Below are 26,828 nucleotides of genomic sequence, written 5' to 3' on the forward strand. Positions count from 1 at the left end.
TCACTTTGTGCCCAGCCAACTCCTGAAACACATAGTCATTTCTGGCCCGAGGTGACTGATGCGAGCTACGGATCGTTAAATCGAGTAAGAAATTGCCTCAATCAGGCAAGCGACTCGAACCGCCGACCCAGCATACTGCGTCCATATTGATCAACGACTTAGGGTGATGCCGAACAGTGTTCGCCATCACCGCAAGTCGTGGGTCCGATGTTTTCAAGGAGTGAACTGTGCACACCGATTTCAACAGCGACCAGGGCGCCAGCGACATCAGTCGCCTGGCCGGCTCGGTCAGCCAGCTTGTGCCCAGCGAAGGCGACCAGATCACCGCCATTGCCGGCTTGAGCCTGCATCGGCGCAACGCGATCACCGCGCCGACGCACTGCATCTATGGCCTGGGTATCGGCGTGACCTTGCAAGGCCGCAAGCAAGCCATGCTCGGGGACGAGATACTGACCTACGCACCCGGCCAGTCCATGGTGACCTGCGTGGATCTGCCGGTCATTTCCCATGTCTCCCAAGCCAGCGTCGCCAAGCCGTTCCTGGGCATGATGCTGAGATTCGACGGCACGATGGTGATGCAGGTGGCCGAGCGCATGCAGTTGTCGCAACGCATGAGGGACGACGCGTTTCGACCGGTTACCGTACAAGCGCTGGATGCCGGGGTGCTGGACGCCCTGCGACGCTTGATAGACCTGCTGGACGAACCGTCGCTGCTTGAGACAGTGGCGCCGCTGATCAAGGAAGAGATCATCGCTCGGCTGTTGAGCGGTGCCCACGCGCCACAGTTGCTGCATGTGATCGCTGCCGGGTCACCCAGCCAGCACATCGCCAAGACAGTCGCCTGGCTGAAACTGAATTTTCGCCAGGCGTTGCGTATGGACGATCTGGCGGCACAAGCGCACATGAGTCCATCCACGTTTCGCCAGCATTTTCGCACCGTGACCGGAATGAGTCCGTTGCAATACCAGAAGCAGCTGCGGCTACAAGCCGCTCGGCAGTTGATGTTGAGCCAGAATGTCGACGCGAACAGTGCAGGGGGCTTGGTTGGCTATGAAAGTGCCTCGCAGTTCAGCCGTGAATACAGCCGCTTGTTTGGTGCGCCACCGCAGCGGGATATCAAGCGCATTCGCTTGTGATCGTGAGGCTTGCCTGGCATTGCGACCAGACAGCCTCACACGCCTGTCACGCCAGTTTGAAAGGCAACTCACGCAACGGTTTCCCCGTCAGGCTCGCCAACGCGTTGGCAAAAGCCGGGGCCAACGCTGGCAGGCCGGGTTCACCCATCCCCGTAGGAGGCTCGGCGCTGGGCACGATGTGGACGGCAAATGTCGGCATGTCGGTAATGCGCGGCACGCTGAAGTCAGCAAAATTGCTCTGCTGCACCACGCCATCTTTCAGGGTGATCGCGCCACCTGGCAGGCACATCGACAATCCCATCAGCGCCGCGCCCTGGACCTGGGCCTCGACACTGCGAGGGTTGACCGCCAGGTTGCAGTGCACACCGGCCGTCACGTTGTGCAGTACCGGACGACCGTCCTGCACCGAGGCTTCGACGACGTAGGCCACCACCGAGCTGAACGACTCGTGGACCGCCACGCCCCAGGCATGGCCCGCCGGTAACTGGCGCTTGCCATACTCGCTCTTGTCCACGGCCAATTGCAGCGCCTCGCGATGGCGTGGGCTCTGCTCGCCAAACAGTTTCATCCGGTAAGCCACTGGATCCTGCTTGGTCGTGCGGGCAATCTCATCGATCAGCGTTTCCATCACAAACGCCGTATGGGTGGAGCCCACGCTGCGCCACCACAGCACGGGAACGTTGAGCTTGGGGTGATGAACCGTCAGCCGCATGGGCACCGGGTACGGATTGCGCAGGCCTTCCGTGGCGGTCGGGTCGATACCGTTTTTCACCCGCCCGCCAAACACGGTGCCGGTGATGATCGATTGACCCACCAGGGCGTGGTCCCAGGCGAGCACCTTGCCGCTGTCGTCAAAACCGATGCGCGCACGGTGCAAGTGCATGGGCCGATAGTAACCGCCCTTGATGTCGTCCTCCCGGCTCCAAAGAGTGCGGATAGGGGCGTTGACCCCGGCGGTGCGCGCGGCCTTGGCGACCTCGCAAGCCAGTACGACAAAATCGTTGGTGGGCACGCCGCGCCGGCCAAAACCACCGCCGGCGGTCTGCACGTTCACCTGGATCTGCTCTGGCTTGAGGCCCAGCACCTTGGCGGCCGCGGCACCATCACCGCCGGGGAACTGCGTACCGACCCACAGTTGAGCACCATCCCCGGCTAGCTGCACGGTGCAATTGAGCGGTTCCATGGGGGCATGGGCGAGGTAGGGGAACACGAACTCGGCGTCCAGTTGATGCGGCGCGGTGGCAAGCGGTGTCATGTCGGCATCAAAGTGCAATGGGCCGGGCTGGCTGGCCAGTTCCCGGTATTGAGCCAATTGTTTCTCGCTGTCCACTTTTTCTACAGCGCTCGCATCCCACTCCACCTTCAGCGCATCGCGTGCCAGCTTTGCCTGCCAGTAACTGTCGGCGACCACCGCAACACCTTCGGCTCCGCCGTCCAGTGGTACGCGCAACACCGCTTTTACACCTTTCGTGGCACGTGCCGCGCTGTCATCCAGGGATGCGATTTTGGCGCCGAACACCGGCGGTCGGGCGACGACAGCGGTGAGCTGCCCCGGCAGATGCATGTCGATGCCAAAATCCTGCTGGCCGCTGCTCTTGGCCTTGGCATCGATACGGGTGGTGGCCTGGCCGATGATGCGGAAGTCCTTGGGATCCTTGAGCGTGATCTGCTCGGGCACCGGCATCGCCATCGCGGCTTCGGCCAGTTCGCCGTAGTTCGCTTTACGGCCTGCCGGGCCGAGTACCATACCGGCCTGGGTGCTCAGGCTCGCCACGTCCACGTTCCAGCGCGCGGCGGCGGCACTCAGCAGCATGGCGCGGGCACGGGCGCCGAGTTCGCGGTACTGGGTATAGCTGTTCTTGATCGAGTTGGAACCGCCGGTGAGGTGGATGCCGAAGGCCGGGTCCATGTAGGCGGCGTCACTGTTGCCGTTGCGACTGCGGACCAGGCTCCAGTCGGCATCGAGTTCTTCGGCAAGAATCATCGGCAAGCCGGTCTGTACGCCCTGGCCGAACTCCAACCGGTTGATGGTCACCGTGACCTCGCCGCTGGGGGCGATTTGCACGAATGCCGAGGGTTGCTGGGTCGGTTTGAGCGACGCAGCGGCGCCATTGGCCTCCTGCGCCAGGGCCAAGTGTGGAAACGCCCCCAAGGCCAGCCCGCCGATGCCGACGATCTTGAGAAAGCTGCGGCGCGGCAGCGTAGCGGGGCCGTCAGCCTCGTCGCGTTCAAGCAGGTGCTGCAAGGCGCGAGGTTGCTCGTTCGGAAAAATCTCGTTCAACATGGTCAGCTCCGATCAGGCAAGGGCTTTGGCGGCATCAGCCACCGCAGCGCGGATACGGGCGTAGGTGCCACAGCGGCAGATGTTGCCGGCCATGGCCGAGTCGATCTCGGCGGCCGTGGGCTGCTTGCCCTTGGGCTGGGCCTTGAGGAAAGCGGTGGCGCTCATGATCTGGCCGCTCTGGCAGTAGCCACATTGCGCCACGTCATGCTTGACCCACGCTTCGTGCACGGCGCTGCCAACCGGGTCGCTGCCGTTGGTTGCCGCTTCGATGGTGGTGATCTTCTTGCCTTCGGCGGCGGCAATGGGCGTCACGCAGGAACGAATGGCCTGGCCATCCAGGTGCACGGTGCAGGCGCCACACAACGCCGCACCGCAGCCGAACTTGGTGCCGGTCATGCCTAGCGTGTCGCGTAGGGTCCAGAGAATCGGGGTGCTTGGGTCTACGTCGACCGTGTATTCACGGCCGTTTATGTTCAGGGCGCTCATAGGGGGACCAGCTCCAGATGGTTTGGCTCTGGTTAACTATAGAAAGCAATGCCGAGGGGCGATTGCACGATCCGGGCGGATAATTGCCTGATCGTGCGAATAGCTGCCGGACATGTCGGCTCAAGTTTCTGTTTTGAAGTACCAGCTTTGCCGGAGCCAGCCTCTAAATTGACGGTAACGTGAGCGTGTGACTTAATGATTGCCACTATATTGGCATCATCTTTGAGAGCGCGACATGACGATTTGGAGCTTTTCAAACAATGGACAGTAATTTCATTTTTACCGGTGATTACCCCGAGCCCCTTAAGCAATGGATTCGCGATGAAGTAAATCACGCGTTCCAAAAATGTCGCACTCAGTTTGGTGGCGCACCGGATAGCCATGGGATATCAAGGGTAAGAATCGCGCCAGGTTACGGTGGTACCGCACATTTCGAGTATCTGCAGCTTTTCATTTCCCCAGGCCTTGAGATCAATCCGAACCATGATGGGGAAAGCAAGGCCCTGGAAGAGATTCAGCGACTCATTCACCATGAAATGGTCCATGTCTTCCAGCATCATTTGCTCGGCAAAGACAAAATATATGCTCTGCCTACGTGGTTCTCTGAAGGAATGGCAGTCGCATTTTCCGGACAATCGATCATTTGGAAACCAAGTGACTTCAAGCAGGAGCTCACGGCGTTCAATTCCCTGCCAGATGCAGAAACTTATTTGCTGATGCAGCAACACGAGCCATTCGATATGAAAAGCGCGCCGTTCGACTCGCTCTACGACATCTGGGGGATTGCCTTTATATATTCGATAGCCGAGGGTGAACGCATGCACCCCGACTACAAAAAAACTGACGGCCCGCACCTGAGCTCAGAGGAATTGCTGCGCGCCGTGGATATAGTTCGCGACACTCCGGAACTAGGCTTTCCTAACTCGCTGCAAAAGCATAGCAACAAGCAAAGCCTGACCCTCTCCAGTCTGGACAACGTAATCTGTGCTTTCATGGCTTAGAGCGTTGTCGTTATCGTAGCCTGCCCCAACTGCCCCAACTGCCCCAGGGCCAGGAAAGCTTCACGTATGAGCGTTGCTCCCTGGCCCTGAAACACTGACCGCTTACATCAACGGAATGCTATAGCTCACGATCAGGCGATTCTGGTCCTGGTCGCGAGCAATATCGCTTCGCGACATGCCGTTGCGCCAGCCGAAACCGACGTTCTTCAACGCGCCGCTCTGGACCACGTAGTCCAGGGAAATATCACGCTCCCATTCACTGGCGTCCTGGCCGCTGGCGGTCTGGATGTTATCGCCCTTGAGGTACATCACTGACGCCTTCAAGCCCGGCACGCCAAGCCCTGCGAAGTCATAGGCATACTGAGCGAATGCCGTGCGCTCGCCGGCCTGGATGAACGTCTGGATGGTGCGGTCGGTGTAGAGATAAAGACTCGCGCCACCTTCACCTTTGCCCACCAGGCCGCCCTGGTTCAGTTGCGTGAAGTTGCTGTCCTCGGACACGCTTTGATAACCGGCGGTAATGGCATGGCCACCCAACGAGTAAATGAACGCTGCGCTCCAGGTGTCGTTGTCGATTTCACCGCTGCCGTCCTTGGTATAACCGCCAAGTTTGTAACCACTGGCGCGACCGGCTGCGCTGCTGTTCTTGCCATCGGACGTGGTCTTGAAATAACGCAGGTCGGTTTTCAACGAGCCGTATTCACCCAACGGTAATACATGCAGCAAACCGGCGAAATGCTGCTGGTAATAATCTTCCAGATTGGCGTAGTAATACTGGGCGGTCAGGTCCTTGGTCAGTTTGTAATCGCCACCGGCAAAGGTGAATTTGTTGCTTTCCTGGATGCCGCCCGCCACGGCCAGGCCGGCGCTGTCACTGGAGGCACGGCCGGTGGCGTGTTCCAGTTGTCCGGCAGTGACGGTCAGGTTGTCGATTTCATTGCTGGTGACTTGGCCACCCTCGAAGGTTTGCGGCAGCAGGCGACCATCGTTGGAAACCAGAATCGGCAATTTTGGTTGCAAGGTGCCATAACGCAGCTCGGTCTTGGAAACACGCATCTTCGCTGTTGCACCGAGACGCGACCATTGGTCCGCCGCCTTGTCACCATTGTTTGGGAACATCGAGCCGCCAACATGACGACCCGCGCCGCTGTCGAGTTTCAGGCCCAGCAGACCCATGGCATCCAGGCCGAACCCCACGGTACCGTCGGTGAACCCGGATTGATAATTGAGCATGAAGGCCTGACCCCACTCTTCGGTCTTCGAAGGTGCAGCGGCGCCGTCACGGTTATCGTTGTTGAAGTAGAAGTTGCGCAAGTTCAAGTTGGCTTTGCTGTCGCTGATAAAATCAGCCGACGCCAATGGACTCAGGACCAGACTCACACCGCCAGTTAAAACACTCAGTACTTGAAATAGAGCTTTCATCAGGACGAACTCCACCGCGGAATCACTGTTCCGGGCATGTTGGAAAGGCAGCAGGAAGCTCTCGGCCGATCACCTGATTGGCCGATGCGTTAAATGACTCGTTAGAAAATCTTCAATGCATAGAGTGGGGTAGGGGATAGATCTCCAAAGAATGCCGTCAATGAAAGTCCCTGGGTTATCAGTCGATCAATCCATGAGCGTCATAAAAGGGGTACGGCCCGGGATATTCGCCAAACACGCCGTTATGGGTCACCAACCCCTGTCCATGCCAGTGATGCAGCAGGTAGCCGGGTGGTTCCAGGTTGAAATGCGCGGGAGCGGTTGGCTGCAGATCCAGAACAATTTGATGGGAGGTGCCGGGACACACGCAGCTCAGGCTGCCGCCAAAGCGTCGCTGCATCGGCCGATGCAAATGCCCGCACAGCAAGCGCTCCACCTGCGGATGACGGGCGATGACCTGCTCCAGCGCCGAGGCGTTGATGAACGGTTCGCGGTCCATGTGGCCGATGCCGCTGATAAACGGCGGATGGTGCAGGACCAGCAGCGTTGGCACGTCGGGACGACCGGCCAACTGTTCATCGAGCCAGCTCAACTGGTTGTCCAGCAACCGGCCGCCATGGCCGCCGGGAATGGTGCTGTCCAGGCCGATCAGACGCAGCGGATGCTCGTCAACCACCCAATCCAACGGGGCGCAGGCCACGCTTGGCAGATAGTCATGATCGGCAAATGCCGCCCGCAAATGCTCGCGGTTGTCATGGTTACCGGGCACCAGGTAGCAAGGCATGTGCAGGCGCGCCAGTTCGGGATGCAGCACGGAGTATTCATCAGGGCGACCGAAGTCCACCAGGTCGCCACTGATCACCACGATGTCGGGACGCGGCACCCGGGCATTCAAATGATCAACGGCATGACGCAACGCGGCGAGGGTGTCGACGACGCCATAGGTCAGTTTTCCCCCGGCCTTGAGATGCAAGTCGCTGATCTGCGCAATGAGAAACGGATGATTCAAAATAAGCCCTCTGAAAACACGAAGATCACGATGACAGGGTGAACAGCACCTGCGGCTCAACGGCCAAGGCAACCAGGGCGCCGGGGGTGTGTATGACGCCGTCGGTACTGTCCACCAGCAATGGTTGGGCGGCGCCGACGTCCACCAACAGGCGGCTTTGGGCCCCCTGGAAAAACTGGCCCACCAGGCGCCCGCGCAGATGCCCCTCGTTGTCCATTACCCGCAAATGCTCGGGACGGCAATAGACGGTGGCGGGCAGCCCGGCACCCAGCCATGGCAACTCTCCGCCATGGACTTTCAAGCCCAGGGGCGTGTGCTTGAGCACTGGAAAAGCGTTGAGGTTGCCGACAAAACTGGCGACGAACGTGTTGGCCGGTTGTTGGTAGATGTCCCTTGGACTGGCCAACTGCGCGACGCGACCGTGTTCCATGACCAGGATCCGATTGCCCAGGGCCATGGCTTCGCCCTGGTCGTGGGTGACGAACACGGCGGTAATGCCCAGATGGCGTAGCAACTGATCCAACTCGCTGCGCAGGCGCTCACGCAACTGCGCGTCCAGTGCCGCCAAGGGTTCGTCGAGCAGCAATACCCGGGGCTTGGGCGCCAGGGCACGGGCGAGGGCGACCCGCTGGCGCTGGCCGCCGGACAACTCGTGGATGCTGCGCTTGCCATGGTCCTGAAGGCCCACCAGTTCCAGCAGCTCCGCGCAGCGCTTGTTCCGTTCGGCAGGCGCCATACCGCGAATCTTCAAGCCATAGACGATGTTGCCGGCCACATCCAGGTTGGGAAACAACGCATAGTTCTGGAACACCATGCCCACGTCGCGCCGTTCGATGGGCAGGCGGGTAACGTCGGTGTCGCCAAAAAACACCTGCCCCACATCCGGGCGTTCGAGCCCGGCGATCAGCCGCAGGGTGGTGGTTTTACCGCAACCGGACGGGCCGAGGATCGCCAGGGTTTCGCCGGCCTCTATGGTCAGGTCCAGGTCATGCACGGCAACGGTGCCGTCCGAGAACGCCTTGCGGCAACCCGCCAGGCGAATGGTGGTTCCGGTCATCGTTTTTCTCCACGGGAAAGGCGCGCGCTGATGGCCTGCAACGCAATCAGCAGCGGCACGATCATCAGCAGGAATATGAGGGTGTAGGCACTGGCGACTTCCAGCCTGGCCGAGGCATAGCTGTCGGCCAGGCCCACCGGTAATGTCTTGGTCATCGGCGTGTGGAGCATCCAGGTCAGGTTGAACTCGCCCAGCGACAGCGTGACAACCATGAGTACCCCGGCGAGGATCCCTGCCTGGCAATTGGGTACCACCACACTGAAGAATCGTCGCAGTGGCCCGGCGCCAAGGCTGGCCGCAGCTTCTTCCAGGATGGGCAGGTGCTGGCGTTGCATCACCGCCATCACCGGACGCACGAGGAACGGCAGGGTGAACAGCACATGGCCAACGAGAATGAACAGCCAACTGCTGCGAAATCCGCCGAACTGCCCATACGTGAGCAGCAAAGCCAAGGCGCTGGCCAGGCCTGGCATCGCCACCGGAAGCACCATCAACTCCTCGAACGCACGGCTGAAGCGGTTGTTCATCCGAACCAGCGCGTAAGCCGCCGGAACACCCACCACGCAGACGCACAGTGCGCAGGCCACGGCCAGTTGCAGGGAGAGCCAGACCGTCGGCGAATAGGCCTGCCAGACTTGCACCAGCCAATCGAACGTCAGGCCGCTGGACACGCCCTGGAAATAATTGCGTGTCAGCCCGGCCAGCAGCGACATCAGCACCGGCACCAACATGAACGCGCAGACCAGCAGGGTGAACAGCAACTGGCCGATAAACAGCGTTGAGCGTCTCACAAGACTGTCCTCGAATTTTTCGCCAGGCGCCTGGCCAATAGCAGCATCGCCCAGGTCAGCGCCCCCAGCACCACCGATAGCGCAGCGGCCACGGCGAAATTGGCGTAGTTGGTGAACACGTTGTAGATCGCCACCGGGGTCACGTTCAGGCGGGTGCCCAGGGTGAAGGCCGTACCGAACGCGCCCATGGAGGTGGCAAAGCAGATCGCTGCGCACGAGACCAGCGCCGGCGCCAGGCCTGGGATGATGACATCGCAGATCACTCGCCAGTGGCCAGCGCCCAATGAATGCGCGGCTTCTTCCAGGCTGCGATCCAGGCTCTCACAAGCGGCCATCACCGTGAGGATCACCCGCGGAATCGAGAAGTACAGGTAACCGATACAAAGGCCCATCAGCGAGTAGGCAAAGATCCAGCGTTCATCCGCCAGCTCGAGGCCAAGGCTGGCGAACAAGCCTTGGCGCCCAGCCAGCAGAATCACCAGGAAACCGACGACCACGCCGGGGAATGCCAGCGGGAAGGTCAACAAGGCGACCAACAACGAACGACCGAAGAAGCGCTGGCGACTGAGGAAAACCCCACTGATGCCACCCACCAACAGCGCCGCGAGGGTCGTCGCCAGAGCCAGCAGGCAAGTCTGTGCCAGACTGCCCAGGTATTGCGCACTGCCCAGTACCTGCCAATAACCGTTTTCGCCGCCGTCGCGACGCTGCCCGCCCAGCACGATCAGGTGCGCCAGCGGCAACAGCCAGAACGCGAACAGCACCGCTGCCGCAGGCGCCAGGGCCCAGGCCGCGGTCAGCCGCAAACGCGGCACCGTGGCCTGGCCCGACGAGACTCCCCGGGCTTTTATTACCGAGGCGGTCACTTACTTGACCTCTTTGAGATAACGCGCGGAAAAGGCTTCCTGCGCCGCCGCCATCTGCTCGTAGTTGACCACGCCGGCCCGGGCGTAATCGCTGTCCGGCAGGAACTGCGCGGCGATGTCGGCAGGCATCTTCATCGCCCGCACCGGCCGCAGGTACGCCTTGGCCCAGAGCGCCTGGCCTTGCTCGGACAGGACGAAATCCAGGACCTTCTCGGCGTTGGTCCGATGGGGCGCGTGGTCGACGATGCTCATCACGTAAGGCACGCTGATGCTGCCTTCCTTGGGAATCACGAAAGCGACGTTGGCCTTGTCCTTGTAGCGCGCCCGGTAGGCGTTGAAATCGTAATCGACCAGGATCGGCAACTCGCCGGACAATACCCGCGCATAAGCGGTCTGCTTAGGCACGATGGGCGCGTTTTTCGCCAGTTTCTGGAAGTAGTCGATTGCTGGCGTGAAGTCATTGAGACTGCCGCCCATGGCCTGGTTGATCGCTACTGCAGACACGTAGCCGACGAACGCGCTGGACGGATCAAGGTAGCCGACCATGCCTTTGTACTCAGGCTTGAGCAGATCGCCCCAGCTTTGCGGCACGGGCAGGCCGCCCAGTGCATCGACGTTGACCATGATGCCCAGGGTGCCGGAGTGAATGGCAAACCAGCGTCCTTGCGGGTCCTTCAAACCGTCCGGGATCTGCTCCCAGCCCTTGGGTTTATAGGTGCCGACTACCCCGGCTTTTTGCGCCTGCAAACCGAAGGTCACGCCGTAATACACCACATCCGCCACTGGCGCGGCCTGCTCGGCCACCAGTTGTGCCAAGGCCTGCCCGGAGTTCTTGTTGTCCAGCGGGACCTGCACGCCCGTGGTATCGGCAATGGCCTTGAGCTGCGTGCCCCAGTCGGCCCATTCCGGTGGGCAGTTGTAGCAAATCGCCGTTTCGGCGGCCTGGGCCAGGCTGGCAACGCCGCAAAGCAGCAACGTCGCCAGGGTTTTACTGAAGCGGATCATCAAGCGTCTCCTCGTAGGGTTGAGTACTTTCGCCCGGCCGGATATGGCAGGGCAGGCAATGGGAAACCGGTGTGGCGCCGCCGATCTGCGCCAGCAGTTGGTCGATCACGGTGCGGGCCAGGGCCTCGATGGGCTGGACGACGCTGCACAGCGTCGGGTGCATCTGAGTGCCGAGGGCGATGCCGTCAAAGCCAATGACCGAAAGCTGCTGGGGAACGTGCCAGCCGTTGCGGCGCAGCTGTGCAATCAGGCTGATTGCCAACAGATCGTTGGAGCAAACCAATGCACTGAGGGCTTGCGGGCCTTGCAGCAATGGCTCGATGGCGGCGAAGTCGGCTTGGGTATGGGCCGGCATTTCAATCACCGGCAGGCAGTCGAGACCGGCCTCACGCATGGCGTCGCAATAACCGGCGTAACGCAGGCGAGCACGGTCCGATTGCAGGGCAGGGCCAGCAACCATGCCAATGCGCCAATGCCCGGCGTCCAGCAGATAACGCGTGGCGAGGGCCATGCCGGCGCGGTTGTCCACCGACACGGCGCTGTAGTCCGGATTGCCCGGCTGGTGATAGGCCAGCACAAAAGGCGTGTCCTCGTTGTCCAGGCTTTGCAGCACGCGGTTGCTCTCGGCGTCGGTCACCGTGAGGACCAGGCCATCGACGCGCTGGCGCAACAACTCCTCGACCACCACGCTTTCGCGCTCGCTGCTGTAATCGGTCGTCGCCAGGAGCAGGTTGTAGCCGCGCAAGCGCGCAGCGCGCTCCATGGCCTGGAATTGTTCGGCGAACACTGGATTGAGCAGGTTAGGGACCACCACACCAATCAGCTTGGTCACCTGCAAGCGCAGTTGGCGGCCAAGACGATTGGGTCGAAAACCCAGCTGGCGCGCAGCGGCGAACACCTGCTCGCGGGTGGCCGGACGCACCACTTCAGGGGAGGCAAAGGTGCGCGCCGCGGTTGCCCGCGAAACCCCTGCCAAACGTGCCACTTCTTTCAAATCAGTCATTGTCACTCGCTTGAGATCGATCTCATTGGCGAGGACAGTACTCAGGGCTTATGGCGTTTTGGCGACGCAGTGATGACGATTTGATGTCAGTGACTGTCGTCTATCGTTGAGGGCTATCCAGGGCGCATCTGCAGACTCAGCGCAGGCTTGCGGTAAACCCGTACTGCCTGGCGGACCACACCACCGTCAACGTCAGCAGCAAGAGCGCGACCAGCACAGGCGCAAACGCAACGACACCCAGGTGATCGAGCAGGATGCCCCCCACGATCCCGCCGCCGGCAATGGCGATGTTCCAGGCCGTGACCAACATCGACTGGGCGAGATCCGCTGCCTCTGCGGCCGTCTTGGCGATTGCCGTCTGGAACAACGTCCCGGCCCCTCCAAAGGCGATTCCCCAGGCCGCTACCGCGATATAGATCGCGGCAGGGCTGTCGCTCATGACGCCTAGCGTCAGTGCCGAGATGGCGAACAGCGCCGTGCTGGCAAGGGTCAATGCCCGTAGATGGCGATCGATCAGCACGCCGACGACCCAGATGCCCAGCAACGATGCGACCCCGAAGACCAGCAGGACCAGGTCGGTCCGCTCGCCCAGGCCCGCCGTCATCAGGAACGGTGCGATATAGGTAAAGAGGATGTTGTGCGCCAGGACAAAAGCCAACACCACGAACAACACCGAGCGAACGCCCGGTAGGGTGAAGACCTGGCCCAAGGCAAGGCGTTTGCCGGTGGTTTGCCCAGGAAAGTCAGGCAGCTTGAGTCGTACCCAGACCATCAAGGCGACGGCGAACAGGCTCATGATGGCGAAGCTCATCCGCCAACCGATCAAATTACCGAGCAAGGTGCCGGCCGGTACGCCCAGGGATAACGCCAAGGGTGCGCCCACCATGGCGATCGCAATCGCCCGACCTTTCTGGCTCTCGGGCACCATGCGGGCGGCATAACCGGCCAACAAGGCCCAGAGCAGCCCGGCCGATACGCCACCCAGCAAGCGGGCGACGATCGTCAAACCATAGTGGGTGGACAGCGTCGTGACGGTATTGGCAACGGCGAAACCGGCGATGGCCAACAGCAAGAGCGACCGGCGTCGCATGCCTTGGGTCGCAGCCGTCAAGGGAATGGCCGCCAGCAAGGAACCTATTGCGTAGACCGTGACCAACTGGCCGGCGAGGGCTTCGGAGATCGCCAGCCCTTCGCTGATCTGTGAGAGAAGGCCGGCGGGCAAGGCTTCGGTGAGGATGGTCACGAACGCCGCCAGCGCGAGGGCAAACAGTGATCCGATGGGGAGCGGCGCAGCGTCGTGAACGACCTCGGCATCAGCGTCGATATGGGTATTGGCAATCGTCATGTGTCACCTGCCTGGAACGCTTCTGAGCCGCCGGATAGCGGCGTCAATCGCAGATTGATAAGTGCCGACTACGGTAAGTGCCCCTCCTTGGCGAGACAAGAATGCTAGAGTGCGCAACACATCGGAAAAAATGTCCGCAATTGGAGCCTGGCGTGGAATCATTGAGCGGAATTGATTTTTTTGTTCGCGCGGCTGAAACCCGCAGTTTTTCAGAAGCGGGCAGGGCGCTTGGCATTTCGTCTTCGGCGGTGGGCAAAAGCGTCGCCCGGCTCGAGGAGCGGCTGGGCGTGCGGTTGTTTCATCGCAGCACGCGCAGTATCACGCTGACGGCGGAAGGGGCGCTTTTCCTTGAGCGTTGCCGGCGCATTCTCTGCGAAGTCGAGGCGGCCGAACTGGAGCTGTCGGAAACCCGCAAAGCGCCACGGGGCAAACTGCGGGTGAGTTTGCCCCTGGTTGCAGACCTGGTCATGCCGACGCTGATCGCCTTCATGCGTCGCTACCCCAGTATCGAACTGGACCTGGATTTCTCCGACAGGTTGGTAGACATCATCGAGGAAGGTTTTGATGCCGTCATTCGGACTGGAGAACCGAACGACTCCCGGCTGATGTCCCGCCCGTTGGGCCCGTTCAAGCTCGTTGTGGTCGGTTCGCCCGAGTACTTCGCCGAACACGGTACGCCGCAGGTGCCGGCGGATCTGCTGCGCCATGCCTGCCTGCTATACAAGTTTCCCAGTACTGGCAGGATGCAGGTCTGGCCGATAAACGGGGAAGGGCAGTCCGATCTCAACCTGCCGGCCACCCTGGTCTGCAACACCACCGAGGCGTTGCTGTACGTCGTGCGCGATGCCTTGGGGATTGCCTGCGTGCCGGACTTCACCGTGCGCGAGGCCATCGCCAGCGGTGAGCTGGTCACCGTCCTCGACGACTTCAATCGGCATCAGAACACCTTCCGCATGCTCTGGCCTTCAAGCAAGCACCTGGCGCCGAAACTGCGGGTGTTCATTGATTTCATGAACAGTGAGTTGTTCAAGTAACTCACCAACTATATGCCCCAATCCCTTGTGGGAGCGAGCTTGCTCGCGATAGCGGTGGTCCAGATACATGGATGTCGGGTTGACTGCCCTCATCGCGAGCAAGCTCGCTCCCACAATGGTTTTTCGGGATAGCAGGATTTGTATTCACCACAAATCCCCTGTGGGAGCGAGCTTGCTCGCGATAGCGGTGGTCCAGATGCATGGATGTTGGATTGACTGCCCTCATCGCGAGCAAGCTCGCTCCCACAAGGGAAATGTGCTGGTCCTAGCTGCAGTCTTTCTGTTTGCACGGGTGCGTTTCCCGGGAGCGCCACTCCTTGACCAGCTGTTGCCTCGGTCGGGCGTAGCGCTCCTCCAGGATAGCCACCTCGACGATCCGGTCCGTTCGGAATAAACGATAGTCGCCACGCAGCTCACACCAGCCGGCGATATAGCGCTGCGATTCGACAAACCCCAGCATGATCGGCCAGAAGGTTCGCTGCGTCTGCTCTCCATTCTCGTCCTTGTAGACGATCCGCATTTTTCGCTGCTCGCGAAGCGCCAGCCGGACCTGCGCCAGATCCAACGCAGCCGGCGCGCCTTGATTGCGACTGACATAGATCGTGTCGTTGTCCAATGTTCGCCGCATGTGCGGCGGCAGGACACTGTCGATTTTTGCCAGGGCGTTTTGAACGGCGCGGGCTAGGCCTTCATCGGTTTGGCGGCTGACCCACTGTGCGCCGGCCATCAACGCCTGGATCTCTTCCTCGGTAAAACTCAACGGCGGCAACAGAAAACCCGGGCGCAAAATGTAGCCAACGCCGGGTTCGCCAACGATGTCCGCCCCCATCGACTGCAGCGTGATGACGTCCCGCCGGATGGTACGCAACGACACATTCAGCTCACGGGACAGCGTGACACCGGAAACCGTCCCGCGATGGCGCCGAAGGACTTGCATGAGGTCGAATAATCTATGGCTTCTTGACACGCTTCAGTCCATCGCCACGAGGGCCTTGCCACGGAGCTTCCTGCCGCCCTCGATGGCCGTGATAAGCTGGATCGCATCGCTGAGCGGCACCACCTCCGCCACAGGAAGCCGGAAGCTGCCATTCTGGGCGGCGCGGGCGAGCGTGTCGAGGACGTCGGGGCGCGGTGTGCAGATGACCGGTTTCAAGCGCTTGTCAAAGAACGAGCGAATGAACTTGCCAGGGCTTGGGTCCAGGTCCAGCAGTACGCCACCTTTGCGCAGCAGGCTGAAGCCGAGCGACAGGGGCATTGTGGCCGCCGTGTCATACACCACATCGAAACGTTCCGGCAGCTTGGAGAGATCGGTTTTGCGATAGTCATAAACCGTATCGACCCCCAGCTGCCGCGCCCGCTCCAGCGTCTCTTCACTGCAAGAACCGGTGACAGTGGCCCCCACCATGCGGGCTATTTGCACGCAGGCTTCACCAACCGCGCCACTGCAACCGTTGATGAAGACACGCTGGCCCGCGCTCAGCCCAGCCTTGTCCCGCAGCCCGTTCCAAGCGGTCATTCCCGGCGTCCCGAGGCAAGCGGCCTGCTCGAAGGAGACGTCATCGGGTTTGCTGGCCAGCAGCGATTCCTTCGTGACCACGGCTTGCGCCAGCGCACCACTTTCCTTGAAGCGAGCGAGACCAAAAACAGCATCACCCACTTTAAACCGCGTCACGTCGCTGCCCACCGCCATGACGGTGCCGGAGAAATCCATCCCCATGGCCCGGGGGAAGGCCCTGCCCGTGACGATCTTCATCTGGCCGCCGCGCAACTTCCAGTCGATAGGATTGATGGCAGCGAAGCTGATTTTCACAGCGACTTCGCGCGGGCCCGGTGAAGCCAACGTGAATGACTCGAGTTTCATCACATCCGGTCCGCCGTAATTGTAATACTGGATACGCTTCATAGCTGACGCTTACTCTGGATGATTGATGAGATAGAAGTAGGGCCGGGGGCAGGGGCGCTGTTTCCAGCGCATCGTTGAGCCTGCGGCCAATCACTTCACTCTAACCATCGACAGGGTCAGTTTTTGTCACCATTGTTTTTCCGCAGGGCACCTGCCTGGCACGGGAAGACATCGTCCCGGTTTCACTTCGAACTCAGTTGGATCGGCGTCGTCTCGATCAATTGCCTGGAGAGGATCATCGACTGGGTTTGCTCTACATACCGTTTGAAATGCGCAGACCCGATGTGGGATAGGTAGGCTTGCTCGTCAGCGTAGATTTCGAAGAAATGGAGCATGTGAGGGCGGTCTTTATCCGCCACCGAATAGATGGCAATCACCCCGGGTTCCACGCGCGCGGAGATCTCCATCTCTTCCTTGACGATCTGGGTATAGCGTTGCAGTTGCTCCGGATCGATTTCGAGCTGTGCGACACGCACCACCACCGTGGATGGATATGTCTGCGCGCTGGCCCCGCCGGATGCAAACAGGCAAAGCACCATCGCGCACTTGGAAAACCACTGACGAATGTTCATGACAAACTCCTGGCAAGGGCTGGGTGAATTCAATGACTCACTCACGGGCGACACGCTGTGGGCGACGGTTTCTCTGGCTCACAGCTTCATGATGTCTGGCAGTCGGCTGGCCAGCACATCAATGATGTGCCGCAGCCGCATGGGCATTTGCCGCATCTGGGGTGAGACGGCATGACAATCCATCGTGGTGGGCGGATGCGTTTCCAGCAGTTGAACGAGAGCGCCCGAGCGCAAGCGATCACGCACCAGCCATGAAGGCAGCCAGCCAATGCCCATGTCGGCCTCGACCGCATCGGCGATCAATGAAAGGTCATTCAAACGAATACGCGGGGAAAGGGACACCGTCTTGAGTTGGCCATCGGTGTCCGTAACGGCCCAGGGCTGCGTGTAATCGCGCCGGTGATACAGCACCGCGTCGTGACCGAGCAATTCTGGCAGGCTGTGGGGCTGCCCGTTTTTGGCCAGGTAACCGGGTGATGCGCATAGCAGTTTTTGCTGGACCGCCAGATGTTGTGTACGTAGGCCGCTGAGTTGCGCCAGCGGGCCAAAGCGAATCGCCAGATCGAAGCCTTCGGCAATCAGGTCTACGGACTGGTCGCTGAAGTGCAATTCAAGTTCCAGCTTGGGATGTTGGCGGGCCTGTTCCAGCAGGATCGGGCCGGCACAGTATTGGCCGAACAGGACCGGCATCGTCACGCGCAGGCGCCCCGTGATCTCTTGCTGGCCCGACTCCAGCAGGGACTGAGCCGAGCGGACTTCTTCCAAGGCGCGCAGGCAATGTTCGTAATACACCTGGCCAGCCTCGGTCAGGCTTTGGGTCCGGGTGGTCCGATGGAACAGGCGAACGCCCAGCCGCTCCTCCACCCGGCCAATCGCTTTGCCCACCGCCGATCGCGTCAGCGACAACTGTTCAGCCGCGCGGGCAAAGCCGCCAGCGTGAACGACTTCGACGAACAGTGCTACGCCATCCAATGGATCTCTCATACGGCCCTGGCTCCTGGATTGGTTCCCTTGATTCAACTTTATGGAGAAAAAATATCGTTAATGGTGATTATTATTCAACTATAAGCTACAGGTTCATTGATATTGGTGTCCAGGCGGAGCCAGTGCGTCGATTCCACTGCGCCTAAGCCCTGCACCCGACCAAGGAGCCGAACCATGAAACTGCTTTGTCTCGACATTCCTCAACCTGGCGCCAGTCTTGAGAAATATCAGCCGCACCTGTTCGACGAAGCCCGACACGCCTGGCAGCTCTACAAGGGCGGCATCGTGCGCGACTTCTATTTTCGCCAGGATCGCCCAGGTGTCGCGATCATCGCTGAGGCCGACACCGTGGAATCCGCGAGGGCGGCATTGAACGAATTCCCCCTGGTCAAAGCGGGGCTCATCGACTGGGAAATCATTCCCCTCGGACCCTTCATGAACTGGGAAATGCTCTTCGCGCCTGGTAACGCCTGACGCTTATTGCGGCGCAGACATCGTGATGAACGCGCCTGTCTTCTTCGTCTCAACCAAGAGCCCGAGACCATGAACAAACAAGCTTCCGAGCTCAAGCCGGTCCTTTTCGTCGTTACCAGCAACGCGGTGAAGGGCGCTTCCGGCATCCCCACCGGCTTCAACCTGGCCGAGGTCACTCATCCATTGGAGAAGCTGCAGGAGGCGGGTATCCGTGTCGAACTGGCCTCCATCAATGGCGGTGCCGCGCCCTTGGACGGGCTGGAGGATATGAGTGATCCCGTCATCGCCCGCTATTGGGCCGATGCGGATTTCCGGCATGCGCTTGAGCACACCTTGCCCATGAACGAGGTAGATCCATCACGCTATTCGGCCATTTTCTTCGCCGGTGGTCACGGCACGATGTGGGACTTTCCTGATAACCCTGCCGTACAAGCGGCGATCCGCGAAATCGATGCGGCCGGCGGCATCGTTTCGGCGGTCTGTCATGGGCCGGCGGCCTTGGTCAACGCACGTCGTGCCGACGGCAGCCTGCTGGTGGCCGGTAAACGGGTCGCAGCTTTCACTGACAACGAGGAAGAAGAAGTGCAGTCCACCCACGTTGTGCCATTCCTGTTGGCGTCGACGCTCAACAGACGCGGTGCGCATCACCAGCTGGCGGCGAACTGGGCCGACAATGTGGTTGTCGACGGTCGCCTCATCACCGGTCAAAACCCGCAGTCCGCCGCCAGCCTGGGCGAAGCACTGCGAGATGCCCTGTTAGGGTGATGACCTGTAACCATGCAAGGGGTGCGACATGAGACTGATCTGTGTTGAAGAGCACGTACTCGACCCCGCCATGGGCGTCGCCACGCAGGCGCTCGTGCAGGCCGAGGCACCCTATCTTTCGGGTTGGGGCAGTCGGGTGATCGATGGTGTACAGGTAGCGGACCTTAGTCGGCCGCATGTTGTTGCGCCCAACGAATCAGCGCGCCAGGCGCTGGAAACAGGCCGGTCACGCTTGGCCGATATGGACGCGGCAGGAATCAGCATGCAGGTGCTTTCCTATGGCGGGTTTCCTCAGCTATTGCCCGCCTCGCAAGCCATTGAGCTGTGTCGTGCCGCCAATGACCAGCTGGCAGAGACGGCGCATGCTCATCCCGATCGTTTCAGCGGTTTTGCCACGCTCCCGTGGCAAGCACCCGAGGCGGCGGCGCGTGAGCTGGAGAGGGCGGTGACGGAGCTGGGCCTCAAAGGCGCGCTGATCAACGGTCGGCCGGGGGATACGTTCATCGACGACGCCCGTTATGCCCCGATTCTTGCCGCCCTCAATGAGTTGAAGGTTGCGTTGTACGTCCATCCGGGGTTGCCGCTGCCTGCCGTTCAAACGGCGTATTACGGCGGGTTCGAGCGTGAACTCAGTGCACGTCTTTCGATGTTTGCCTGGGGGTGGCACAACGAGGCAGGTATTCAAGTCGTGCGGATGTTGCTCGCGGGCGTGTTCGACCAGTATCCCCATCTGCAAGTCATCAGCGGGCACTGGGGCGAAATGGTGCCGTTTTTCCTGCAGCGCCTGGAGGACGCTATTCCCCAGGATGCCAGCGGCCTGAAACGTCCCATCGGGCAGACTTACCGCGAGCATGTCTACGTTTCGCCCAGTGGCATGCTCACGCTCCCGCATTTCCAGTTCATTCACGCGGTCATGGGCGCGGAGCGTATCCTGTATTCCATCGATTATCCCTACCAGAGCCTGGATGGCGCCCGCGCTTTCCTCGATAGCCTGCCCATCACTGAAGCGGACAAGGCGCTCATCGCCCACGGTAACGCCGAGCGATTGCTGGGCCTATGACGCGAATCGTGGCGAGTGCCTGGGGGGGCCTGTTCAGATCAAGGAGCCTTGTTCTCGACCAGGCAGTTTCCGCCATCCACCACCATGACTTCGCCCGTGATGTAGCTCGCCTCTGAAGACGCAAGGAACGCCACCAGCGCAGCGACCTCTTCGGGACGTCCGGCGCGGCCCATCGGCGTATAAGCGGCCGCTTTGGCTTCCTCTGTGGTGGTCGATCCTGTGGTGATCCAGCCGGGAGCGACGCTGTTCACCGTGATCCCTTGCTGGGCGACTTCCAGCGCCAGGCTCATGCTCATTCCAACCATCGCGGCCTTCGCGGCGCTGTAAGCCGCTTCACCGGGGTTACTGCAGCGGGTGCCGGTCGTGGAGCTGATGTTGACGATGCGCCCGTAACGGCGCGCCCGCATGCCGGGCAGAACAGCCCGTGTCAGCAGAAAAGCCGTGGTCAGGTTTCGCGCCAGTGTCAGGTTCCAGGTGTGCAGATCCATGCTTGCCAAGTCGGAAAAAAACTCCGGGCTGCCTTGCATGGCCATGCCCGCGTTGTTGACCAGAATATCGATCTGTCCCCAGAGGGACTCTGCCCACACCATAAACTCACGGACCAGGTTTTCATCGGTAAGGTCGAGGGCCCGGCCTTCGACTTCGAACCCTTCGGCACGCAGTTCTGCAACTCGATCATTGATTCGCGCACTGCTGGCGGTGACGATCAGTCTGGCACCTGCAGTACCCAGTCTGCGGGCGATGGCCATGCCGATTCCGATCTCGCTTCCAACCCCACTGATGAGTGCCACGGGGTTCTGTCCGGTTGGGTTTGGCATGGTGTCTCCAAAGGTTGAAAGTGATGATTAGGTGTCGGAGCCTGAGTTGCGCCTGCCACTATAAACACCCGGATCAACGCCCGAACACCCCCGGCCTTCCCAACAGCTGCTTTTGCCGCCAGGCCGGCGCGCTCGTGGGGAAAAGCACTTCGTTTGGCCGATAGCGGGCGATGCCGAAGGCGGCAGCGATGCGCTGGCGTTGTTGGCCTCGGGCAAGGGCTTGCTGAAAACTGCTTTCACTCTGGGGCTGTCCCAGCACATAACCGACGCCCGCCTGGAAATCGCCACCGTGGGCCTGCCACCAGGCGGTGATTGACTGTGGGTCGGGCCAGGGGAGATTTTCGTCGGGGTCCATCGCCACGTTGGGGTCTTGCGGGTCATCGTTCGGGCCTGCATCGAAATCGGGCAGGTCCTGCAGTTCCAGGTCGAGTAGCGCCAGGTCCGCGCCGGTGATCAGGCTGAAGGCTTCACCGGCGACCCGGGCATAGGGCAGGTCGCTCATCTGCTGGATCAACCACGGTACGCAGACCGGATCGCCCAGCAGCCCAAGGGCTTGGATGCCGATGCGCCGATCCCTGGGATCCTGTACCAACTGGCGTATCCAGGCGATGCTGGGCTCGCGTTCCTGCCAGGCCAGCAGTACGCAGAGCGCGCGGTACTGAAACTCGCCCGGTTGTTCGGCGAATGAGCGCAGAGGCTCCAAGGCCTGCTGATCTCCCATTTGGGTGGTGGCCCAGTTGGCCCAGAAGCGCGCGGCGGCGTCTTCATGCTGGCGGTGGGCACGAATCGCCGGCAGCAGGTCACGCCGGCGCAGCTCGCCAGCCGTGCGCGCGGCACGTGCCAGCACGCTGGGGTCGGCGTGGGACAGTTCGGTCAGCAGGATAGGGCCGGGATCCTGGCGATGCATGCCGCAGGCCGCCAGGCCGAGGCGGCGGAACAAGAGCTCGGGGGAGGCGAGCATGCGCTCGATCCAGGGCGATACACGCTCCCAGTCGAGCCACCCCAGGGCCATCAGGTAACCTCGTTCAGTTTCCGTGGCACTTCTTAAGTGCTCGCTGAGCCGCGACAGCACCTTCGCATTGGCCGCCTCGAAGGCCAGCAGCACACTGGCGAACATCTCGCCGACGGTGTGCGGGTCGAGCTGGGTCAGCAGAGTCTCCAGGCCTGTTGAGCCGGCAATGCGCAGGCCATCGAGATGAGCGTCGATGCGTTCGTCCAGTTTGCTGAGGTCATCAAGGTCATAGTGGGGCGCGCGCACGGCGTGATCGTGCAGGAGGATGAGGAAGCAAGCTTCTTCGGCGTGTTGCTCGATCATTGATGAGATGGGGACCATGACGTCTCTGTCTTGTTACGGCACCAGGTTTCCAAAGAAGTAACGTTTACCGACTTCAAAGTGCAGGGGAGAGGCCATGTATCGGTCCAGGATAGCGGCCGCATTCAGCGGTTGAAACTCGCCGTTTTTTCCGTAGAAGCTGGAACAGTCGACGCCGGAATACACCTCGAATTTACGCCTCCAGATGAGAAAGTTGCTCCAATCGATCCATTCGTCAGTGCCTGAAGGAACCAGGGACTTTCTCATGACCCAGACTTGTTTGTTCATGTCGACGGGCATCCCCCCGGAGATTGAGCAGCGGTCGCTGCCATAAGCGTTCTGCAGTTCGCTAAGTCGTGAATCGACAGCCGCTTTGTATTCGACTTCGTTCAGGCCACTGTCAAAGAACTCGGGCTCGTTTTCGATGGGGTCAAGAAGATTGGTCAAGTTGGCTTCCACGGCGGCTCGGTCGGCCCGACGTGCAAACGTACGCCATGCCTCAACCATGAAAGGTATCAGCCACAGCACACCGGACCACTGGGCTGCCAGGCACGCCTCGATGCGAAGGTAGGTGGGGCCTTCGAGTATGAGCTCGGCAAGGAAATCCAGGTCAGTGTCGAGCCCAGCATCAGCGGTCAGACCGAGACAGGCCGATACCAGCGTTGGATCGCAATCGGGGTCCACTATCCATTTGCGCAGTTGGGCTACGTGGCTGTAGTCGCCATGCTTGGCCTGTTCCAGAATCGCAGCAAGGGCAATCCACGGGTCATCGTTCATCCAGCCGTCAGGTGACAATACTTCTGCCGGAGCGGAGCCACTGTAGTGATATCCACGGCCCTTCCAATAGAAGCTGTCTTGAAGGAAACCGGGTCTTTGGGTGTACTTGTAAATAGAGGCTTTCATCATTCGGGCCTTGGAAAACTATTGATGCGTGTCTCTTGAAGTGCACTCAGCTCTCCTTCGAGCTTCTCACACTTCTTGCCAGTAGGGGCGAGATTCCCTTGCCCGGACGGACAACCACCGGCTGCCTTGGGGACTCTATGTGCCACTGGCTCTCCTTGGCCCACTTCTGGTTTCCAACGCATATAGCCTGGCCGGTTAATTGCCCAATCATTTTCAATGTTGGCTTTCTCTCGTTTGCTCGTTACGTAGTACTTATTGCATCCGCTCGGTTGCTTTCCGGCAGGTGGCAACAGGTGCCTGCACTTGGAGTTGGCCCGGACTTTGGCGAGGACGGCTGCGTTCTTGGGATTTTGTGCGGTGCCGTAGAACTGGTCTTCCGTCATGTACTCCCCGTTCGCTTGAGCCTTGGAGTGCGCCGCGCCGCCACAACATTCACATTTATGTTTGCCCGGCACTTTGGAGTCTTGTTGCACCGGACTGTATTTGGCGGTGTTGACCATGGGCACAGCCGCATTCGCTGCGGGGCTGGCATGATTCGATGTGGTGAGATCGGTATGTCGATCTACGTTCTGACCTTCGAAAAGAACATCCATTGACCATGAAACAAAATAGGTCTTGCCGGTGATGACGTGGGTGATGACACCGGCACCCTGGCTTCTTGTGGCGGCTTCATCGCCCAGCGGTGAGGTTTTATAAAAGGAGCGATTTTTTAACATGATCTCCTTGTTTTCGATCTTGACGGTCTTGCTACCTTTCTTCATATCCTTGGAAAACGAGGTGTCCGGATAGGGCACCGGGATGGGCCCCCCCGGAGGCGGTGGTGGCGTCAGGCAGACATCCGGGAACGCCGCGATGACCTTGCCGCCACCTGCTTTGCATGCGATCTCATCGCCGTTTGCGTAAACGTCGCAGCTCATAGGCCGCCCTCTGGCTGGCTAAGGTCGCGCACGACGGCGGCCGCGCGTGCACCGGCCAGGGCACTGCTCAGACAGATCGCGGTGGTTCCCGGTGCATAGCCTTTGCGAAACGCCTGGTCGGCGAGTATCAATTGGACGATTCCAGCAATGGCCCCGGTGTCACCCATGGCCTCAGCCCAATGCCACAGTGGCTGATCCTCTTTTCGGACTGTCCGAAAAAGCCGGGCCTCCATTAACGGAAGTTCCTTGAACCCGTATTGCTCTCCCGTGACATCGGACAGGCGCAGATCAATTTCATGCAGACCCAGTTTGGCCTGTGCGAGCGCCGTACGAGCGGCGTCGGTCAACCCGCCTGCTCGCAGGGGTTTGCTCGACAAAAGAGGCGCCTCTTCTTGCCCAAAGCCCAGGCCTGAGATTTGCAAGCAGGTGCCAGGTTGCCGATAGGACTGAATCAGGATGGCCGCAGCCCCTTCGCCAGGAAACAAGCCGTCATTGTGAGTGGCCGTTTTCAGCCGGCGATGTTCGTCCAGCCACTGCAGCGTCAAGGCGCTGAGCAGCGAGTCAACACCCGCCACCACACAGGCGGGGACCCGTGTTTCCTGCATTAATCGACTGGTTTCATGAAGTGCATGCATGCCGGCAACGTGGCCGGAGGGGATGACCCTGGAATGCGTTGGATGGAACTGTATGCCCAACTTGGAAGATACGTCCTGTATGACGGCCTGGGCTATTTCCCTGATATTGATTCCGGGGCGCTCCGGTTCAGCCAGGCACAGGAGAAATGGCACTTCTGTCCAATCCAGCTTCGGCGCACCCTGTATCAACTCGACCAGTGCATGCATCATGAGCCCGGACATCCGCACTGCTGCCGGCAGAGCCAAGTCAAGGCTGGGCACCGCCGCGCCGATGATGGGTTCGCACGCGTTGTCAAAAAACGGCAGTTCCTGGAGTGCTGACAGCCCGGCGCGCTTGGCAGCACAGGCGCTGGCGACGCATAAGCCCACGGGACACGCCATGCCCATGCTGGTGACGAAGAGGGGGTGCCCCTGCATGGACGTCATATCTCCTCTTCCGCGGGAGGATAGGCTTCCTTTGTCCACGCGATGAGTTGAGCCAATGACTTGAAGTGTTGTTTTCCTCGCATGCGTTCTTCGTTGGCCTTGGCCTGTTCGAACTGATCGGCGGTTTGCCCGACGATGACCTTGGCCACTTCCTTGATGTTGCGCCCGAGGGGCGAAGAGGCTCGCCATGTCAGCGTCAGGCGATTCGCGTCAGGTTCAAGAATGACTGTGTCGACCACGGCGGCTGCCTCCCGTGTGCTGTCGTCGTGAAAAACGACAAGCATCGCCAGTTTCAGGTTTGCCGGAAGCCTGAATGCCGAGCGGCCTTTATCGCTCAGGTTAAGCAGCGCGACTTCTTCGCCCCCTCGGGGATAATCGATTTGCTGGTCCTCGGGTGCGCATTGGAAATAGCGCAAGTCAAAATCTTCGGGAAGAAATGGAAATTGATGATCAAGCCACGCCTGATCATAAGTGCCGGCCCATTGGATACGCTGCCGCCATGCCCGACCAATCGGGCCAAATGCCATTGGCTTGTAATGTTCGTGGGGAGCGGTGACCGGCCTGTCCAGTTCTTCGGTATTTGGGAGCGGCAAGCCATTGGTCTGGGCACTGCTTGCTGCGGGGTAAAATCCGGCGCCAACCGGGTTCCATGGGTACCATTTGTGTTTGGCCGGGTCTGCATGCGTGCGATCCACGCCGCCAAAAGCCTGCGCGTAGGTAATCGGCATTGTGGTGAATGGAACAGGTTTGCTTATCGAGTGTGAGAGGGCGCTATCCTCATAGATTCGTGCCCCAATCACTTTGAATGCTTTGACGAGAGTCCCCACTTTCAGCGCTACGTTCACCTCCGTCGCCGGCTCTCCATTGGGGGCGTGGCAGTGACCATTGAGCAGAACATCGCAGCGGGGCTTGTGCAGCGCAAAATCGTTTTCGTATAACGCGGCTGATTCGCAGGGCTCCCCTGGGAATACATCGGCCATGATCAGCGGAACCTGTTGTTCGAGCAGGCGCGGCGGATGTCCAGGGTGATCTGGAATGCCGTAGGTTCCTTTCGCCACCACAACCAGCCATTCACGACCCGTTTTATCGGTTGAGGTCGTATAGCCGCCGACGAGGCGGGTCTTGTTTACCAATTCCATGGCGTCACTGCCTCAGTTGATCTGCACCGAACCGCCCTTGATGCGGTTTACACCAGATGATCGGCTCGAGAGGTAGGCCCCTCGGATCAACACCTTGCCTTCGCGCGTGAGGGTAATGCTCGCCTTGCCGCAGCGCAGGACGATCTCCCGTTCTGCGGTGAACTCCAAGCGTTCGCCGTCCAGGTGCGCGACGGCGGGCGTCGTGGTTTGCGGCAGGCGCTGGATACGGCCGATCACCAGTGGCCGGGCCAGGTCGCCGGCCTCGAACATCAGCGCGACCTGGGCGCCAATGTCCTCGCGGCTGAGCGGTGTGGTGGTGCGTGCGGCGAGGCCACCGTCAGCAGGGCAGCCGGGAAATGCCACGACCGGTGCGTCGGCCTTGGGCACATCCAGCAGCAGGCCGATCACGACGCCATCCACGCGCGTCGGCGCAGCGGAGGAGGCGGGCAGGTAGTATTCGACAGTCATCGCACACGCTCCA

The 26,828-nt window shown here is 60.5% G+C and carries 27 protein-coding genes; 6 read left to right on the forward strand and 21 right to left on the reverse strand.

Annotated features, from left to right (window positions below):
• Positions 1-227 precede the first annotated feature (227 nt).
• Entirely contained in the window at positions 228-1,136 is a 909-nt protein-coding gene (locus LOY50_RS14220) for an AraC family transcriptional regulator (RefSeq protein WP_258687814.1), read from the forward strand.
• Positions 1,137-1,182: 46 nt separating this feature from the next.
• Here the strand turns inward: LOY50_RS14220 and LOY50_RS14225 are convergent, their stop codons facing one another.
• Both LOY50_RS14225 and LOY50_RS14230 read right to left on the reverse strand, forming a co-directional pair.
• Complete coding sequence (locus LOY50_RS14225; protein WP_258687816.1) at positions 1,183-3,420, reverse strand: xanthine dehydrogenase family protein molybdopterin-binding subunit; 2,238 nt, start codon at positions 3,418-3,420, stop codon at positions 1,183-1,185.
• A gap of 12 nt (positions 3,421-3,432) precedes the next feature.
• A complete protein-coding gene (locus LOY50_RS14230; protein ID WP_003201837.1) occupies positions 3,433-3,906 on the reverse strand; it encodes a (2Fe-2S)-binding protein in 474 nt (157 codons plus the stop codon).
• A gap of 260 nt (positions 3,907-4,166) precedes the next feature.
• Here LOY50_RS14230 and LOY50_RS14235 point away from each other — a divergent pair, with 260 nt between their 5' ends.
• On the forward strand, positions 4,167-4,907 hold the full coding sequence (locus LOY50_RS14235; RefSeq protein ID WP_258687819.1) for a hypothetical protein: 741 nt from the start codon (positions 4,167-4,169) through the stop codon (positions 4,905-4,907).
• Between the two features lie 102 nt (positions 4,908-5,009).
• Here the strand turns inward: LOY50_RS14235 and LOY50_RS14240 are convergent, their stop codons facing one another.
• The 8 genes from LOY50_RS14240 to LOY50_RS14275 all read right to left on the reverse strand — a co-directional run bounded on the left by LOY50_RS14240 (position 5,010) and on the right by LOY50_RS14275 (position 13,405).
• The gene (locus tag LOY50_RS14240; RefSeq protein ID WP_258687821.1) at positions 5,010-6,329 is read right to left on the reverse strand and encodes an OprD family porin; all 1,320 of its coding nucleotides are present in this window, start codon (positions 6,327-6,329) and stop codon (positions 5,010-5,012) included.
• A gap of 178 nt (positions 6,330-6,507) precedes the next feature.
• Positions 6,508-7,338, reverse strand: coding sequence for a phosphodiesterase (locus tag LOY50_RS14245; RefSeq protein ID WP_258687828.1), 831 nt, complete (start codon positions 7,336-7,338; stop codon positions 6,508-6,510).
• A 25-nt stretch (positions 7,339-7,363) separates the two neighbouring features.
• Complete coding sequence (locus tag LOY50_RS14250; RefSeq protein ID WP_214510432.1) at positions 7,364-8,395, reverse strand: ABC transporter ATP-binding protein; 1,032 nt, start codon at positions 8,393-8,395, stop codon at positions 7,364-7,366.
• Positions 8,392-9,186, reverse strand: coding sequence for an ABC transporter permease (locus LOY50_RS14255; protein WP_258687840.1), 795 nt, complete (start codon positions 9,184-9,186; stop codon positions 8,392-8,394). Before LOY50_RS14255 ends, LOY50_RS14250 begins: the two co-directional genes overlap by 4 nt.
• A complete protein-coding gene (locus tag LOY50_RS14260) occupies positions 9,183-10,037 on the reverse strand; it encodes an ABC transporter permease (RefSeq protein WP_309475815.1) in 855 nt (284 codons plus the stop codon). Before LOY50_RS14260 ends, LOY50_RS14255 begins: the two co-directional genes overlap by 4 nt.
• A gap of 15 nt (positions 10,038-10,052) precedes the next feature.
• Entirely contained in the window at positions 10,053-11,057 is a 1,005-nt protein-coding gene (locus LOY50_RS14265) for an ABC transporter substrate-binding protein (protein ID WP_258687842.1), read from the reverse strand.
• Positions 11,041-12,060, reverse strand: a complete 1,020-nt coding sequence (locus tag LOY50_RS14270) for a LacI family DNA-binding transcriptional regulator (RefSeq protein WP_258687843.1) — start codon at positions 12,058-12,060, stop codon at positions 11,041-11,043. Before LOY50_RS14270 ends, LOY50_RS14265 begins: the two co-directional genes overlap by 17 nt.
• Before the next feature lie 136 nt (positions 12,061-12,196).
• On the reverse strand, positions 12,197-13,405 hold the full coding sequence (locus LOY50_RS14275) for an MFS transporter (RefSeq protein ID WP_258687845.1): 1,209 nt from the start codon (positions 13,403-13,405) through the stop codon (positions 12,197-12,199).
• Positions 13,406-13,557: 152 nt separating this feature from the next.
• Here LOY50_RS14275 and LOY50_RS14280 point away from each other — a divergent pair, with 152 nt between their 5' ends.
• Positions 13,558-14,439: a LysR family transcriptional regulator gene (locus tag LOY50_RS14280; RefSeq protein ID WP_258687846.1), complete on the forward strand. Its 882-nt coding sequence runs from the start codon at positions 13,558-13,560 to the stop codon at positions 14,437-14,439.
• A 265-nt stretch (positions 14,440-14,704) separates the two neighbouring features.
• Here LOY50_RS14280 and LOY50_RS14285 read toward each other — a convergent pair whose 3' ends face one another.
• From LOY50_RS14285 to LOY50_RS14300, 4 genes are all read right to left on the reverse strand, one after another.
• On the reverse strand, positions 14,705-15,406 hold the full coding sequence (locus LOY50_RS14285) for a YafY family protein (protein ID WP_258687847.1): 702 nt from the start codon (positions 15,404-15,406) through the stop codon (positions 14,705-14,707).
• Between the two features lie 3 nt (positions 15,407-15,409).
• Positions 15,410-16,342 carry an NAD(P)-dependent alcohol dehydrogenase gene (locus tag LOY50_RS14290; protein ID WP_258687849.1) on the reverse strand — a complete coding sequence of 311 codons (933 nt, stop codon included), beginning with the start codon at positions 16,340-16,342 and terminating at the stop codon, positions 15,410-15,412.
• A 182-nt stretch (positions 16,343-16,524) separates the two neighbouring features.
• On the reverse strand, positions 16,525-16,914 hold the full coding sequence (locus LOY50_RS14295; RefSeq protein WP_258687851.1) for a putative quinol monooxygenase: 390 nt from the start codon (positions 16,912-16,914) through the stop codon (positions 16,525-16,527).
• Positions 16,915-16,992: 78 nt separating this feature from the next.
• On the reverse strand, positions 16,993-17,898 hold the full coding sequence (locus LOY50_RS14300) for a LysR family transcriptional regulator (RefSeq protein WP_253474784.1): 906 nt from the start codon (positions 17,896-17,898) through the stop codon (positions 16,993-16,995).
• 174 nt (positions 17,899-18,072) lie between these two features.
• Here LOY50_RS14300 and LOY50_RS14305 point away from each other — a divergent pair, with 174 nt between their 5' ends.
• The 3 genes from LOY50_RS14305 (at position 18,073) to LOY50_RS14315 (ending at position 20,197) form a co-directional block, all read left to right on the forward strand.
• Positions 18,073-18,372: a superoxide dismutase gene (locus LOY50_RS14305; protein ID WP_253474787.1), complete on the forward strand. Its 300-nt coding sequence runs from the start codon at positions 18,073-18,075 to the stop codon at positions 18,370-18,372.
• 69 nt (positions 18,373-18,441) lie between these two features.
• Positions 18,442-19,137, forward strand: coding sequence for a type 1 glutamine amidotransferase domain-containing protein (locus tag LOY50_RS14310; protein ID WP_253474790.1), 696 nt, complete (start codon positions 18,442-18,444; stop codon positions 19,135-19,137).
• A gap of 28 nt (positions 19,138-19,165) precedes the next feature.
• Positions 19,166-20,197, forward strand: a complete 1,032-nt coding sequence (locus tag LOY50_RS14315; RefSeq protein ID WP_309475770.1) for an amidohydrolase family protein — start codon at positions 19,166-19,168, stop codon at positions 20,195-20,197.
• 38 nt (positions 20,198-20,235) lie between these two features.
• On the opposite strand, the gene LOY50_RS14320 is transcribed toward LOY50_RS14315, so the two are convergent.
• From LOY50_RS14320 to LOY50_RS14350, 7 genes are all read right to left on the reverse strand, one after another.
• Entirely contained in the window at positions 20,236-21,015 is a 780-nt protein-coding gene (locus tag LOY50_RS14320) for an SDR family NAD(P)-dependent oxidoreductase (RefSeq protein WP_258687855.1), read from the reverse strand.
• A gap of 73 nt (positions 21,016-21,088) precedes the next feature.
• The gene (locus LOY50_RS14325; protein ID WP_258687863.1) at positions 21,089-22,348 is read right to left on the reverse strand and encodes a TIGR02270 family protein; all 1,260 of its coding nucleotides are present in this window, start codon (positions 22,346-22,348) and stop codon (positions 21,089-21,091) included.
• Positions 22,349-22,363: 15 nt separating this feature from the next.
• Positions 22,364-23,230, reverse strand: coding sequence for a hypothetical protein (locus tag LOY50_RS14330; RefSeq protein ID WP_253474799.1), 867 nt, complete (start codon positions 23,228-23,230; stop codon positions 22,364-22,366).
• Positions 23,230-24,147 (reverse strand): DUF4150 domain-containing protein, encoded by a 918-nt coding sequence (locus LOY50_RS28975; RefSeq protein WP_301300437.1) that lies wholly within the window; start codon positions 24,145-24,147, stop codon positions 23,230-23,232. The genes LOY50_RS14330 and LOY50_RS28975 overlap by 1 nt, the downstream gene beginning before the upstream one ends.
• Positions 24,144-25,208, reverse strand: coding sequence for a 3-oxoacyl-ACP synthase (locus LOY50_RS14340; RefSeq protein WP_258687871.1), 1,065 nt, complete (start codon positions 25,206-25,208; stop codon positions 24,144-24,146). Before LOY50_RS14340 ends, LOY50_RS28975 begins: the two co-directional genes overlap by 4 nt.
• Positions 25,205-26,347, reverse strand: a complete 1,143-nt coding sequence (locus LOY50_RS14345; RefSeq protein WP_024618951.1) for a DUF2169 domain-containing protein — start codon at positions 26,345-26,347, stop codon at positions 25,205-25,207. The genes LOY50_RS14340 and LOY50_RS14345 overlap by 4 nt, the downstream gene beginning before the upstream one ends.
• 12 nt (positions 26,348-26,359) lie before the next feature.
• Complete coding sequence (locus tag LOY50_RS14350; RefSeq protein ID WP_024618952.1) at positions 26,360-26,815, reverse strand: DUF6484 domain-containing protein; 456 nt, start codon at positions 26,813-26,815, stop codon at positions 26,360-26,362.
• Positions 26,816-26,828: the final 13 nt, after the last annotated feature.

The organism is Pseudomonas sp. B21-010 (assembly GCF_024749325.1).
Lineage (GTDB): Bacteria > Pseudomonadota > Gammaproteobacteria > Pseudomonadales > Pseudomonadaceae > Aquipseudomonas > Aquipseudomonas kilonensis.

What these genes read in the sequence shown, in the direction of transcription:
- LOY50_RS14225 (WP_258687816.1), bottom strand. Translation starts at nt 3,420, where the DNA reads ATGTTGAACGAGATTTTTCCGAACGAGCAACCTCGCGCCTTGCAGCAC.
- LOY50_RS14230 (WP_003201837.1), bottom strand. Translation starts at nt 3,906, where the DNA reads ATGAGCGCCCTGAACATAAACGGCCGTGAATACACGGTCGACGTAGAC.
- LOY50_RS14235 (WP_258687819.1), top strand. Translation starts at nt 4,167, where the DNA reads ATGGACAGTAATTTCATTTTTACCGGTGATTACCCCGAGCCCCTTAAG.
- LOY50_RS14240 (WP_258687821.1), bottom strand. Translation starts at nt 6,329, where the DNA reads ATGAAAGCTCTATTTCAAGTACTGAGTGTTTTAACTGGCGGTGTGAGT.
- LOY50_RS14250 (WP_214510432.1), bottom strand. Translation starts at nt 8,395, where the DNA reads ATGACCGGAACCACCATTCGCCTGGCGGGTTGCCGCAAGGCGTTCTCG.
- LOY50_RS14265 (WP_258687842.1), bottom strand. Translation starts at nt 11,057, where the DNA reads ATGATCCGCTTCAGTAAAACCCTGGCGACGTTGCTGCTTTGCGGCGTT.
- LOY50_RS14270 (WP_258687843.1), bottom strand. Translation starts at nt 12,060, where the DNA reads ATGACTGATTTGAAAGAAGTGGCACGTTTGGCAGGGGTTTCGCGGGCA.
- LOY50_RS14275 (WP_258687845.1), bottom strand. Translation starts at nt 13,405, where the DNA reads ATGACGATTGCCAATACCCATATCGACGCTGATGCCGAGGTCGTTCAC.
- LOY50_RS14290 (WP_258687849.1), bottom strand. Translation starts at nt 16,342, where the DNA reads ATGAAGCGTATCCAGTATTACAATTACGGCGGACCGGATGTGATGAAA.
- LOY50_RS14295 (WP_258687851.1), bottom strand. Translation starts at nt 16,914, where the DNA reads ATGAACATTCGTCAGTGGTTTTCCAAGTGCGCGATGGTGCTTTGCCTG.
- LOY50_RS14300 (WP_253474784.1), bottom strand. Translation starts at nt 17,898, where the DNA reads ATGAGAGATCCATTGGATGGCGTAGCACTGTTCGTCGAAGTCGTTCAC.
- LOY50_RS14305 (WP_253474787.1), top strand. Translation starts at nt 18,073, where the DNA reads ATGAAACTGCTTTGTCTCGACATTCCTCAACCTGGCGCCAGTCTTGAG.
- LOY50_RS14310 (WP_253474790.1), top strand. Translation starts at nt 18,442, where the DNA reads ATGAACAAACAAGCTTCCGAGCTCAAGCCGGTCCTTTTCGTCGTTACC.
- LOY50_RS14315 (WP_309475770.1), top strand. Translation starts at nt 19,166, where the DNA reads ATGAGACTGATCTGTGTTGAAGAGCACGTACTCGACCCCGCCATGGGC.
- LOY50_RS14320 (WP_258687855.1), bottom strand. Translation starts at nt 21,015, where the DNA reads ATGCCAAACCCAACCGGACAGAACCCCGTGGCACTCATCAGTGGGGTT.
- LOY50_RS14325 (WP_258687863.1), bottom strand. Translation starts at nt 22,348, where the DNA reads ATGGTCCCCATCTCATCAATGATCGAGCAACACGCCGAAGAAGCTTGC.
- LOY50_RS14330 (WP_253474799.1), bottom strand. Translation starts at nt 23,230, where the DNA reads ATGAAAGCCTCTATTTACAAGTACACCCAAAGACCCGGTTTCCTTCAA.
- LOY50_RS28975 (WP_301300437.1), bottom strand. Translation starts at nt 24,147, where the DNA reads ATGAGCTGCGACGTTTACGCAAACGGCGATGAGATCGCATGCAAAGCA.
- LOY50_RS14340 (WP_258687871.1), bottom strand. Translation starts at nt 25,208, where the DNA reads ATGACGTCCATGCAGGGGCACCCCCTCTTCGTCACCAGCATGGGCATG.
- LOY50_RS14345 (WP_024618951.1), bottom strand. Translation starts at nt 26,347, where the DNA reads ATGGAATTGGTAAACAAGACCCGCCTCGTCGGCGGCTATACGACCTCA.
- LOY50_RS14350 (WP_024618952.1), bottom strand. Translation starts at nt 26,815, where the DNA reads ATGACTGTCGAATACTACCTGCCCGCCTCCTCCGCTGCGCCGACGCGC.